Consider the following 12,412-nt stretch of genomic DNA (forward strand, 5'->3'; position numbering starts at 1 on the left):
GGGGGTCGGATTATTTCCGATCCCCTTTTTTATGTCCCGCCCCAAAATTTTCTGTACCTTTCATGGAAAAAAATGCGTCACGCGTTATTTTTCCTTTTACTTCCTTTGGCTTTCTGTCTGCCTGCTCAAAATACAACCGGGCAGGAAGATCTCTATGCTGCCCTGATCGATCGCGCCCGCGAATTTGCGCTCGCCGGCATGCGTGACAGTGCCTGGCAAATGACCTTAAAGGCTGCGAATGTATGGGAATCCTCTGATGCTTTTTTCGGATACCTGGAAGCTTTTGAAGAGACGGCCACCTTTTATATTTCGGAAGAAATGATGGAGACCGCTGGCAGAAAAGATTATAAAACAGCTGCCGAATATTTTGCCTTTGCCCTGGAGCAATTTCCCCTCCCTTTTGATCAATACAATGCACCAGAGGCTGAATACCTCGCCGACCTGAACGCTATGCTGGGCAATGCCTACAAAAGAACCAGTCGCATACTGGAAGCCAAAGCTTCCTACCAGAAAGCCTTTTCCGGTTACAGGCATCTCGACAGCCTGTCCTACGACTACGATAAAAGATGGGTTGCGCTTTTCGTCTATAAACCGCTGGCCAATATTTATACCCGCCTGGAAAACTATGAAAATGCCGCCTCTCTCCTGCTCCTGGCCCGGTCCGTACTGGAAAATTCAGGCAAAAAAGGAGAGGCCGCACAGGCAGCCATAGACCTGGGAATTCTATACGCTACCACAGAACGCTACCAGGAGGCCGTAACCCTCTTTGAACAGCAATTTAAAAACCCGGACCTTTCCGATTACATTAGGGCGGTTCTGCTCCTGAACAAGGCCCGAAGCCTGATGCAATTGTCCAGAACCGATGCCGCCGTGAAAGATATCCAATCGGCCATTTCGGTATTGAAAAAAGGCCACTGGAATAGTACCCTTATGGATGCCTATCATGTTTTGGGACAACTTCAGATTCAGAAAGGAGATACCCAGAACGCCAAAGAATCTTTGAACAGGGCCATCATTTTAAGCCGGGAAGTTTTACCGACCAGGAGCCGAAAAAGATCAAAAATTTACGCCAGTACCGGTGACCTGTATCTTAAAAACAATGAGCTTGAAACCGCCTTGCTCTATTATCAAAAAAGTCTTTTTGCCGTTTTAAATAATATCGATTCAACGGATGTTTCATCCATCCCCGACAGTAAGGACCTCTATGCCGAAAATTCCATCCTGACCGCCCTCGACGGAAAAGCAGTGGCCTTTGAAAAATGGTACGAAACTTCGGGAAACACGGATTTTCTCCTCAAAGCGTTAAAAAATCTACAGGCAGGATTTGAAGTAGAGCACCTGATTCAAAATGCCCAGCAACATTCTACTTCCAAAATTCAGTTTCAAAAACAAAACCAATCGAGGAGAGAGAGAGCCATTGCCATATGCGCTACCCTGAGTCGGGAAACTGGAGAGGAGGCTTACCTGGACATTGCTTTTCAGATCGCAGAGGCGAGCAAAGCCGCAGTTTTACTGGAATCTGTGAGGGAAAATTTGGCTCGCCGGCAACTGAAAGGCACCCAGCAACTGCTACAGCAAGTGAAAGAAACGGAAAAAGCCCTGGCCGCTATCGAAAGCGAACTCCTGTCCGTGGAAAACCCTGAAAAAGAAACATTCGATGAATTAAATGAACAAAAAGTCTTTCTCTCGCAACAATTACTGACCTTAAAAAATTCTTTGGAAGAGAAACATCCCGAGTATGCTAGCCTGAATGCCCGGGAAAAGGTCGTGGCTGTGGCCGAGGTGCAGAACACCCTCCTAAAAACCGGGGAGGAAGTATTCGTCGAATTCTTTTGGGGAACAGGTTTTTTGTACGTTTTTAAAATAGAAAAAGAAGCTGGTATTACCTTTTTGAAAATACCCCTTGATGACGATTTTCAAAACACGTTCACTCAATTTTTGGATTTGTTCTCGGCTGAGAACAGATGGAAAATGGGGGCGGAGGCTTTCCAAAGCGCCGCTTTTAGTTTGTATCAAAAAATATACGCTCCGCTGCAGATCGAAACCTTTTCAGGAGTAACGGTGGTCCCTGACGGGCTTTTGGCTTTCATTCCCTTTGAAGCCCTCGTTACAGAATGGAAAACAGGTGCTTTTTTTAAAAACCTTTCTTATGTGATGCTCCGCCAAAACATCAGATATGCCTACTCATGCAGCGTTTTACAACAACAGCAACAGGCCGTTCCTTCGGGAAAAACATTCCTTTTTATCGCCCCGGGATTTGCGGACGGGCAACTGGGACTCCCTGCCCTCGATGCTTCAGATCTGGATATTGGGCATCCACCCGGATTAAAAAGGCTAATGGACAATGAGGCCACCCGGTCAAATTTCGAAAAAGAAGCGACCTTAAGCCGGGTGATTCACCTTTTCACTCACGCCGAGGCCAATCAAAACGACCTGCAGCCCAGGGTATTTTTTTTCGATGAGGCCCTAACCTTACCGGAAATTTACGCCCTGGATCTTTCGGCAGAACTCGTAGTCTTAAGCGCCTGCGAAACCAACCTGGGAAAACTCGAAAAAGGAGAAGGCGTGATGAGCCTGGCCCGTGGATTTGCCTACGCCGGTGCCTCCAGCCTGATCGCCAGCTTATGGAAGGTAAAAAACCGGCAGACAGCGGATATTTTTTCTTCTTTTTATAAAAACCTGGAGGCCGGAAAAAGTAAATCAGAAGCCCTTAGAGATGCGAAACTGAGTTTCCTTAAACAAACGGATGACATCCATGCCTCCCCTGCTTACTGGACGGGATTTGTCTTTATCGGAAGTGACATCAATGAAACGCCGGAGCCGGAAATCAATTATCTATTGCTTGCCGGGGTGGCTCTTATGGCGGCAGGAATCGTTTTTTTTATACGAATACGAAAAAAATGATGGCGATACCGGAAGGTCCTTTGAAGCTTTTCTAAAAATCCTCGTTTTTTACTTTGGCTTAAAACGGAATATCCTCATCATCATTCATTTTTGAAGGACGAGTGATCATATTGGATTCCGGAATTTCGAAAGTGTCTCCCGGCAGATCGTTAAAATTGGGATCTTCAAGATTAGAGAACCGGGCAAATTCGTCTGTAAATTTGAGTCTGGCCGTCTTTAGGGCACCATTCCTGTGTTTTGCAATGATGAATTCCGCAACGCCCTTGAGCGACATCCCTTCCTCATCTTCCAATATCTGGTAATACTCCGGCCGGTAGATAAACCCTACGATATCGGCATCCTGCTCTATGGAACCCGATTCCCTCAAATCCGACAACACAGGCCTTTTGCTTCCTCCCCGGGTTTCCACCGCACGGCTGAGCTGTGAAAGCGCGATCACGGGAATGTTAAGTTCTTTAGCCAGTCCTTTAAGTGATCTGGATATTGCACTTACTTCCTGTTCACGATTGCCTTTTTGATTGTCCGACCCTCCACTCATCAGCTGCAAATAATCGATGACAATAAGAGAAATATCATGTTGCATTTTAAGCCTCCTTGCCTTGGCACGCAGCTCAAATACGTTGATCCCCGGGGTATCATCGATAAAGATGGGAATTTCACTCACCCGTTCGATGGCCGTCTGCAATTGCTGCCATTCGTAATCTTCCAACTGACCGGTACGCATTTTAGACCCGGGAATCTCAGCTTCAATGGAAATGATCCTCTGGGCGAGCTGCAGGCTTGACATCTCCAGGGAGAAAAAGGCAACGGGTTTGTTGAATTCACCTGCGGCATTTTTGGCTGCCGAGAGCACAAAACTTGTTTTACCCATACCAGGTCTTGCGGCAATGATGATCAGGTCAGAATTTTGCCACCCTGAAGTAACCCGGTCCAATTCGACAAATCCGGTAGGCACCCCGGTTAAACCATCTTCCCTGTCTTTGAGTTCTTCAATTTGCTTCAGTGCCTTACTTGCCAGCGTGCTCATGCTGTCGTAAGAACGGCTAAGGTTTTGTTGGGTAATATTAAACAAACCCTGTTCAGCATCGTCAAGCAATTCAAAAACGTCCGTCGTATCTTCAAATGCATCTTTGATGATCTTGGTGGAAACGGTGATCAACTCCCGCTGAATATGCTTCTGGGAAACAATCCGGGCATGATATTCGATATTCGCTGCCGAAGCCACCCGGTTGGTCAATTCAGCCAGGTATGCCGGGCCGCCAACGGACTCAAGGTCTCCTGTTTTTTTGAGTTCTTCCATGACCGTCAGCAGGTCGATGGGCTGCATGCGCTCAAAAAGCCGCAACATGGCTCTGAAGATCAGCTGATGGGCATCGAGATAAAAACTTTCTGCCCTGATAATATCCATAACCGTGGTAAGGGCATCTTTTTCCAACATGATGGCACCGAGTACGACTTCCTCGAGGGGAATAGCCTGTGGTTGCACCTTGCCAAAAACATAATCTGACAGATCAGCGTTTCGACCGCGTCTCTTCATTTGAAAATCACTTTTGATAGGTGTATTTTTTTTCTCGGACATGTATGTTTTTACTTTTTTACGATTTTACCCGGCATTGGATAATGCCCCAGCTTATTTCAACAAAACTACGGGTAAATTTCGAAGAATAGAAATCCTTTTTTTCGGCCAATGTGGAAAATCATATACAGGTGTGGATAAAAAATGGTTTTAGGACCATATTCCAATTTATTGACCCGATCCTGCCCTTTTGCACTAAAAAACAAAGTTTAAATTTGTGGAAAACTTTTTAAAAATGAATCGTAAATGCTCCCCATCTTGCAAAATGATTATGGGTAAACCATAACATTCATTTATTTATTTCGGATTTTTGTGCTTCAAAATAATTTTACCCATGAAAAAAATAGTTGGATTAGTCGTACTGCTCGCTTTGATTGTTGCATGGCAATATCCCCAGGACAACGACCAATGGAAAAATAAAATAACGCCTTCTCTCCTGCTCAAACTTGAAAATGGAGCCACAGCAGACTTTTTGATTATAATGAAGGAACAGGCAGATGTCAGCAAAAGCCGTTTCATACACAACAAAGAGAAAAAAGGCACTTTTGTATATCAAAAACTAAAACAACAGGCCGAAATCTCCCAAAGAAATATCCTGACATTCCTTGCCACACGTCATGCGCCGGCAAAAAGCTTTTTCATCGTGAATGCCCTTTATAGTAAAGGAGACCTCGAACTGGTTCGTTCCATCGCTCTGAGAGAAGATGTCAAAACCATCGAAGCCAATCCCTGGATGCAGCATGAAATTCCTTCACAGGATCATGAAACCAACAATCAGCGACTTGGAGTCGAATGGGGTATTGAAAAGATTGGGGCAGACCAGGTATGGAACATGGGTTATACCGGACAAGGGGTGATCGTAGCCGGTGCAGATACCGGGGTGGAATGGGAGCATGAGGCGATTATTCAGCACTACAATGGATGGAGCGAATCCGGCGTGGATCACAATTACAGCTGGCATGATGCCGTCCATGAGATGAGTCCTTTAAATAGTGATACGTTGAACCCCTGCGGATTCAATTCTCTGGTTCCCTGTGATGATCATAACCATGGAACCCATACGGTAGGCACCATGACCGGAGATGACGGTTTGGGCAACCAGATCGGGGTGGCTCCGGGAGCCAAATGGATCGCTTGCCGGAATATGGAACGCGGCTGGGGCAGCCCGGCAAATTATATAGAATGTTTCGAATGGTTCCTGGCCCCCACCGACCTCAACGGGGAAAATGCCGACCCATCCAGATCTCCTCATGTCATCAATAATAGCTGGTCATGCCCCCCTGAAGAAGGGTGTGATCCTTCCAATTTTTCCGCCATGGAAATGACGGTCAACAACATAAAAGCAGCCGGAGTGGTCGTAGTCGTCTCTGCAGGGAACGAAGGATCTTCCTGTGGTTCTATCCAAAATCCGCCAGCTATTTTCGAACCTTCATTTACGATTGGGGCTTTCAGATCCAACGATACTATTGCCAACTTCAGCAGCCGAGGACTGATAAGCGCTGATGAAAGCATGAGAATGAAACCTAATGTGGCTGCTCCGGGGGTAGGCGTAAGGTCGTGTATTCGTGGGGGAGATTATGCGAGCTGGAACGGAACCAGTATGGCAGTGCCCCATGTCGCCGGTATGGTGGCACTGATGATCTCCGCGAATCCGGCCCTGGCCGGAGAGGTCGATATCATTGAAGATATTATTGAGGCTACAGCCATCCCGATGGTGGCAGAACAGGAATGTGACGGAGTGGCCGGGGATGCCGTACCCAATCCCGTTTACGGGTATGGCCGGATCAATGCGCTCGCAGCGGTGGAGCAGGCTTTGTTGTTTACGGCAGTGGAAGCTCCTTTGGAAGTAGAACCTCTACTTGTTTATCCAAATCCTTTTACAGATCACCTGGAACTGACCCTCGATCATCTGACCGAGCCTGTGGTGCTCAATATATTTTCCTCAGCAGGAAAATTGGTGTTCAGCAAGTCGTTTGAACAACAATCTTTTCTCTATGAAAGCATTAGCATGGAAAATCTTCCGAAAGGAATGTATTTCTACCTTCTTGAAGGGGAAAACATTCAACAAACAGGGAAACTCGTCAAGGTAGATTAGCGATTAAATAAAAATAAAAAAGGTCAGAAAATTAATTCCTGACCTTTTTCTAAACCGCTTAATGAATTGGGTCATTTTCATGTCCCGAAATTCTATTATAAAACGACTTTATTTATAAAAAATTATAATTGAAGAGATTTAATTTATAAAAAATTAAGCTCTTTCCATCATGGCGCTGTCATACATCTTTTGCAGCTTTTTACGGGCAAAGAAAATACGACTCTTAATGGTCCCCAGCGGTGAGTCGAGCTCTTCAGCGATCTCATCGTATTTGAAGCCCTGGTAAGCCATCATAAACGGCTTGCGGAAATCATCAGGCAATACATCAACCATTTTCATCAATTCATTGTAATTCATATCCCCTTCTCCATCATTTCCCACTGCATTGCCACCGGAATTGAGGTAATAGTTATTTGGAGTTTGATCGATGATCAGATTGCGACGCATTTTTTTTCTATAATTATTGATAAAAATGTTGCGCATTATAGTAATGGACCAGGCCTTAAAATTAGTTCCCTGGTTGTATTTGTCTGCATTGGTAATAATTCTCAGTGCAGTATCCTGGTACAAATCTTCTGCATCGTCAACGTTTCCCGTCAACTTTAAGGAGAAAGCTCTCAAAGAATTACTGATCTTGTCAAGTTGATCTTGAATTTGGTTTTGCAATTGAATTATCATAGTCGGTGATTTTTTGTAATTATTTTTAACAAATCTAAATAAAAAAAAGAAATTTTGCAAAAAAAATTGTCTATTTAGAATCGTTTTTTGTTAAACAATCGCAATAAAGACAAAAAAGTGACATTTCAACGTGTAAATGTTAAATTTTTTAACAAAATTCAACTTTTTTGCGCTTCATTGTGTACTCTTATTAGATGCTCTTTTTGTAAAAAAGATGCACAAAAAACTTGTTATTAACAGATTATTATGAAACAGGCCGAAACAATAGTCCAAAATTTCCTTCCTGCCAACCTGCGTTTCCTCAGAAAGCAGTTTTGCCTTAGCCAGGAAGTTTTTGCCGAACGGATAGGATTGAACAGAGGAAACATTGCTTCTTATGAAAATGGCACTTGTCAGCCCAAGATCTGTAATCTGAAGAATTTTTCTCATTTTTTCCAGGTCTCAATAAGTGATCTTACAAGCAAGGATCTGCGCAGACCGGGCGCCTACGAAAATGCCATAAACAATTACAACAAAAAATCGATTTGGGAATTAGAGGTCATTGATACTTACCTGATCAAAGCCGAAGAAACAGATCGTCTGCTGGAAAGCCTGCATACTTCTTTCTCCATGACCGCCTCAAAGTTGGAAGAACTGCCTCGTGACATACAGTTTCTTGTACTCAATTTCGAGCAGATGTTCAAAGCTTCCAAAAAGATTGTGGCTACACATAAGGATCTGCTTGAGTACCTTAAAAACAAATCGTGCATTACCGGGGAGGAATAACTTTTTGTGGTTGAATAGAATTTTCAACCTGGCAATGTCTATTAATTTTCAGGATTTACATCGGAGTATTGGGATTTTGAAAAACTTCATCCTAATGACAATCCCAATGGTACATCACCCTGGAAAAATCTTTTTTGATAAGATCTTCTTCCGAAATAAAAAAATTAGCCGTTCCCATATCTCCCCACATGCTCTCTATCTCCACATCAGTATCCATCTGAAAAAGTAAAAGCATTGGGTTCTCTTCTTTCCGGGGATCTTCCTGGGAGAAATGGGCATATCCTCCGATTTTGTGCCCTTCTGCACTGACCGAATCATTGTACGTGCCATAAACATCCCATTTGGCTTCACCAAACTGGTCGAAAAAATCAGCAGGGAACCGTTTCCAAAAATGATTATCGGATATAGGAACGATTTCACTCGATTTTTCAAAGGCCATCCCGAAACAGTTTTGATCATAAACCGGCAGCTCATCATAATCGCGGAGTTCTGAAAAATCAGTTCTCAGGCTGCTTTCATCTTCTGACACATCAGGAAAATAAAGCACCCGGAACTTATCCTGGCGGAAAGGATCTTCACCATTCAGACCGAAAAGTGCATCGTCGAAAATATAAAACTGTAAAATTCCTTTCTCCGGGAAAGGAGGAAACGCCGGCACCTCGGCAAAGTTGATCTGGGCGAGGAAAAATAATTCATCACCTTCCGCTGTACAGGGAAAGTCAACCTCCTTTGGCAGATAAGGGCTTCCGCCGAATTTGCTGTTCCACAATTTCGGCTCCCCATCTTCAATGGGCTCGATTTCGATAAACTCCGTTTTGGAGTCCATTAATTGATCTTTAAATGGTAAGATCTCTTCGGGTAAATAATATTCCATTTCCATACGGCAAATATAAAAAGGATAATGATAATTATTAAACGGAGGAAACCTCCTCCTATGCACACCAGATTAGTCAGATTAAATAAAAAACATAAATCGTTAATTATCAATATTTTAAATAAAACAAATACATATAAGTCTTTTTAAAAAAAACCTTAAATAAAAATCTTTGTTTTACCAACAACAGTATTCGGATAAAGTGTTACTCTTAATACCACCAATTAGAATACTTTTTAGTTTTAACTTTAGCATTTAAAATTTGAAATTTCCAAAGATGAGGGTTTCCGTTTTCAGAAGAGCACATTTCAATGCAGCGCACCGGCTTTACAATCCCAACTGGTCGAATGAAAAAAACGACGAGATATTCGGATTATGCAACAATGCGAATTACCACGGGCATAATTATGAACTAGAGGTTAAAGTGACCGGTGAAGTAGACCCTGAGACCGGGTATGTCATTGATGTAAAAATCCTTAAAGATCTGATCTATAAAGAAATTGAATTGCGCTTTGATCATAAGAACCTGAACATGGATACCGTAGAGTTCAAAAATCTGAATCCTACTGCTGAAAATATCTGTTATGTTACCTGGACTATCCTTCGCGAAAAACTACCTGAAAAATTTGACCTCGTGGTAAGGCTGTTTGAAACACCCAGAAATTACGTGGAATATCCGGCTACGTGAATACTGGATAATTTTTTGATTTGAAAAATTTAAAAACCCGGCGCCAGGATAAAAAACATCACATTAGGTAGAACAAAAATCCTTTTAAGCTTTTGGGGATCGTTTGAGTAACCGTACCGTTCTGAGTGTTTTGGCATTACTGTCCATCAACTCTACGAGGTAAAGCCCGCTGGGAATGGAAGTGATGTCGTATTTTTTGCCGCGTTCAGCAGAATAAGTTTTGACACGCTGCCCGATGCTGTTGTACAAGGTCAAAGAAGAAACGAGTTGATTGGGCGTCAACTCAAAATAGTCACGTGCAGGGTTAGGAAAAACCTTTACATTCCTGATGTTTAAAGCCTCTTCCTTTTCCATGTGTTTGACGCTCATGTAGTAAACCATAGTTTCCAAAACAATGGAAGGATTTTTGGCATCCACAATGTCAATGGCATAGGTCGCTGTTCCGGCACGGCCGTTAGGATAAATATAAATGGTCAAATCGAATGATTCTCCCGGTTCAATGGTCATTGATTTCACGTATTCGCTATCCGTATAACCGCTTTCGTCGGCCAGATAATAATTGTCCCGGTCTGAAATTTCGGCCTGCCACTCATAAGGCTGATCCCACAAAGTCTGTATCCATTTGATCTGGATGGAACGATTTGAATTATTGGTTATCTTACCGGGGAGTTCCAGCTCTGCATTAAAATCAGAAAGATCAATCACTACTGTTTGTTCAACAATGGAAGGGGTGGCAACGATTTTCTGTGCCTGAGCATGAATTGAAAAGAGTACTAAAATGAAAACCGGTAAAATATATTTCATAAGCCTTATTTTTTAACTGTTTGTGACACAAAATTGGCACAAAAAACTTGCATTGTCAACTATTTAATAAATCATTAACGCAAAAGGACCACTTTTCGGCTCACACTACCTTTTGGGCTGCTTAGCTTAAGAAAATAAATGCCGGCCGGCAAAGTTCCTGTGTCAATATGACCTTTAAAAACCCCGGAAACGCTTGTTTCTTCCGAGGTGTAATAACTTATACGGTAGTTAGCCGAAAAAAGTTGTATTTTTAACAGGCCAGGATCATTCATTAACATTTCGAAGTCTAGCCGATTTCCGGTAACCGGATTGGGAAAAACGACCAGGTTTTTAAAATTAATTTGATCGTCAATTGGCGTAGTCTCCGTACCAAAAGAAAAGGGTTCGTTTTTTTCAGCCCCGAATTCTCCTCCGGTAAAAATGATATTGCCTTCCTCATCCTGGAGGTAATAAAACCCATAACCGTACTGACAACATAATCCGTCGCCATAATCATCAAGAATCCTGAAATTATAACATCCGGCCTCAGGCAATTCAATTTGTTGGGAGAAGGTCTGATTGTCGCCGTAAGCACCCGGGTCAGAAGGTAGTCCTATTTGGGAACCGCCTCCATTTTCGCCTACATTTTCATTGCCTCCTGAAGCGATTACCACATCATTATGATCGGTTATTTCCCAGTAAATATCAAATCCAAATCCATCTGTTTTAAGTTCCAGGGTAACCGAAGAAGTGGCACTGGGCGGAGCAAGTTTAAAAGTCGTGCTGACCGCGTTGTTATCATAATTCTCATCCGGAAAGTCATTAGGGGCGTGAACGGCCACGTGGATATAATTTTCTTCACCCGAATAACCATTGAAAGCTATCGCCGGAAGGTGAATTTCTTCCGTGCCAAAAGTATTAAGATGACCACTCCATTCGAAGGGGTGCACAGTCTCCTCATTGATCCAATAATCGATATCAAGAGAAGTAAGCGGCTGGTTTCCGTCATTGCGCAAAGTAAACACCGGAGTAATTTCATTGCCGCAGACGATTTCAGGAGAAGGCAACAACAGGGCATTGGCGTCATGGGAATGCTGGACGATAAACTCAGGCACCACGGATACGCCGTTTAAAATGTTTTGATGGCTTTCGGCCACAAAAATGACCAGTTCCATATTGGGTGAGTCAAAAAGCACCCCACGATAATCCGTTGGCAACTGATACATATAACTACGTGATTCAAAGTGCCCCTGGCTGGTATTATAAACCGGATCCCCCCACTGACCGGTGATCATATCTCTCAACACCTGATTATGCTCATAATTTGCTCCTTCATTTCCGCCCAGTTGGGGGCCGTATATTTTATTTTGCAAAAGGGCAATATTCAGGTAATTGGTTCCTGCCGCACTCGATCCGGTATAATAAATTTCAACAAATATTTCCAGTTCATTGGTCTGGTAATCTACCGTTGCTTCGGCAGCTATATTGACAATGGAGGGCTGATTGAGTACTTGTTGAACCGCCGCGTCCCAATGCCCGCGTCCCAGGGCGGTGGTTCCTGAATTTCCCTGTTCCCAACCTGTAAACACCCGTCGGTTAATCGTGCCGGCCGGATAACCGTTCAGCCCGGTCTGATTAGCATAAAGCGTACCGAAATCTGACCTGAAGTCAGGATCACCGGGTTCAGGATTGGCATACAATCCCTGATGAATACTGATCCTGGAAACCTGTTCAGGATTGGCGGCCACCATAGATTCCGCCAATTGATTGCCTTCAGGGCAATAAACACAGTAAATCCCTCCAAATTCTTCCAATATGGCTTTTTTATTCTGGGGACTGGTACTTACAATGGTTTGACCGGAGCACAGGCTCCAAACCCCAAAATACAAAAGAAGCAAGCTTACCGTTTTTTTCATTCATCCAGCAATTGAACTGTAAAGATGCTGATTTTAAAGGCATTCCACAATTATTTTTCCGGGAACAAAAGCCTTGGTCTTTTATTTGACCAATTCGAAAGGCGCAATTGTCTTGGTATAGACAACTCAGTCA

At 43.3% G+C, this 12,412-nt stretch carries 9 protein-coding genes; 4 read left to right on the plus strand and 5 right to left on the minus strand.

What is annotated here, in order from left to right; translation table 11 throughout:
* Nucleotides 1-72 precede the first annotated feature (72 nt).
* Nucleotides 73-2,904 carry a CHAT domain-containing protein gene (locus tag H6571_11010; protein MCB9324254.1) on the plus strand — a complete coding sequence of 944 codons (2,832 nt, stop codon included), beginning with the start codon at nucleotides 73-75 and terminating at the stop codon, nucleotides 2,902-2,904.
* Between the two features lie 58 nt (nucleotides 2,905-2,962).
* Here the strand turns inward: H6571_11010 and dnaB are convergent, their stop codons facing one another.
* Nucleotides 2,963-4,483 (minus strand): replicative DNA helicase, encoded by a 1,521-nt coding sequence (gene dnaB, locus H6571_11015; GenBank protein ID MCB9324255.1) that lies wholly within the window; start codon nucleotides 4,481-4,483, stop codon nucleotides 2,963-2,965.
* Nucleotides 4,484-4,814: 331 nt separating this feature from the next.
* On the opposite strand from dnaB, the gene H6571_11020 reads away from it, so the two are divergent.
* Nucleotides 4,815-6,575, plus strand: a complete 1,761-nt coding sequence (locus H6571_11020; GenBank protein MCB9324256.1) for a S8 family serine peptidase — start codon at nucleotides 4,815-4,817, stop codon at nucleotides 6,573-6,575.
* Between the two features lie 153 nt (nucleotides 6,576-6,728).
* On the opposite strand, the gene H6571_11025 is transcribed toward H6571_11020, so the two are convergent.
* The gene (locus tag H6571_11025; GenBank protein ID MCB9324257.1) at nucleotides 6,729-7,253 is read right to left on the minus strand and encodes an RNA polymerase sigma factor; all 525 of its coding nucleotides are present in this window, start codon (nucleotides 7,251-7,253) and stop codon (nucleotides 6,729-6,731) included.
* Between the two features lie 246 nt (nucleotides 7,254-7,499).
* Here H6571_11025 and H6571_11030 point away from each other — a divergent pair, with 246 nt between their 5' ends.
* Complete coding sequence (locus H6571_11030) at nucleotides 7,500-8,018, plus strand: helix-turn-helix transcriptional regulator (protein MCB9324258.1); 519 nt, start codon at nucleotides 7,500-7,502, stop codon at nucleotides 8,016-8,018.
* Nucleotides 8,019-8,109: 91 nt separating this feature from the next.
* Here the strand turns inward: H6571_11030 and H6571_11035 are convergent, their stop codons facing one another.
* A complete protein-coding gene (locus H6571_11035) occupies nucleotides 8,110-8,844 on the minus strand; it encodes a DUF1963 domain-containing protein (GenBank protein MCB9324259.1) in 735 nt (244 codons plus the stop codon).
* 325 nt (nucleotides 8,845-9,169) lie between these two features.
* On the opposite strand from H6571_11035, the gene H6571_11040 reads away from it, so the two are divergent.
* On the plus strand, nucleotides 9,170-9,580 hold the full coding sequence (locus tag H6571_11040; protein MCB9324260.1) for a 6-carboxytetrahydropterin synthase: 411 nt from the start codon (nucleotides 9,170-9,172) through the stop codon (nucleotides 9,578-9,580).
* A gap of 84 nt (nucleotides 9,581-9,664) precedes the next feature.
* Here the strand turns inward: H6571_11040 and H6571_11045 are convergent, their stop codons facing one another.
* Together H6571_11045 and H6571_11050 are read right to left on the minus strand one after the other, a co-directional pair.
* Nucleotides 9,665-10,384, minus strand: a complete 720-nt coding sequence (locus tag H6571_11045) for a T9SS type A sorting domain-containing protein (protein MCB9324261.1) — start codon at nucleotides 10,382-10,384, stop codon at nucleotides 9,665-9,667.
* Between the two features lie 74 nt (nucleotides 10,385-10,458).
* Nucleotides 10,459-12,279, minus strand: coding sequence for an Omp28-related outer membrane protein (locus H6571_11050; protein MCB9324262.1), 1,821 nt, complete (start codon nucleotides 12,277-12,279; stop codon nucleotides 10,459-10,461).
* Nucleotides 12,280-12,412: the final 133 nt, after the last annotated feature.

The organism is Lewinellaceae bacterium, assembly GCA_020636105.1.
Taxonomy (GTDB): domain Bacteria; phylum Bacteroidota; class Bacteroidia; order Chitinophagales; family Saprospiraceae; genus BCD1.

Coding starts and splice junctions, on each gene's coding strand:
- H6571_11030 (MCB9324258.1), top strand. CDS start 7,500: ATGAAACAGGCCGAAACAATAGTCCAAAATTTCCTTCCTGCCAACCTG.
- H6571_11025 (MCB9324257.1), bottom strand. CDS start 7,253: ATGATAATTCAATTGCAAAACCAAATTCAAGATCAACTTGACAAGATC.
- dnaB (MCB9324255.1), bottom strand. CDS start 4,483: ATGTCCGAGAAAAAAAATACACCTATCAAAAGTGATTTTCAAATGAAG.
- H6571_11020 (MCB9324256.1), top strand. CDS start 4,815: ATGAAAAAAATAGTTGGATTAGTCGTACTGCTCGCTTTGATTGTTGCA.
- H6571_11035 (MCB9324259.1), bottom strand. CDS start 8,844: ATGGACTCCAAAACGGAGTTTATCGAAATCGAGCCCATTGAAGATGGG.
- H6571_11050 (MCB9324262.1), bottom strand. CDS start 12,279: ATGAAAAAAACGGTAAGCTTGCTTCTTTTGTATTTTGGGGTTTGGAGC.
- H6571_11010 (MCB9324254.1), top strand. CDS start 73: ATGCGTCACGCGTTATTTTTCCTTTTACTTCCTTTGGCTTTCTGTCTG.
- H6571_11045 (MCB9324261.1), bottom strand. CDS start 10,384: ATGAAATATATTTTACCGGTTTTCATTTTAGTACTCTTTTCAATTCAT.
- H6571_11040 (MCB9324260.1), top strand. CDS start 9,170: ATGAGGGTTTCCGTTTTCAGAAGAGCACATTTCAATGCAGCGCACCGG.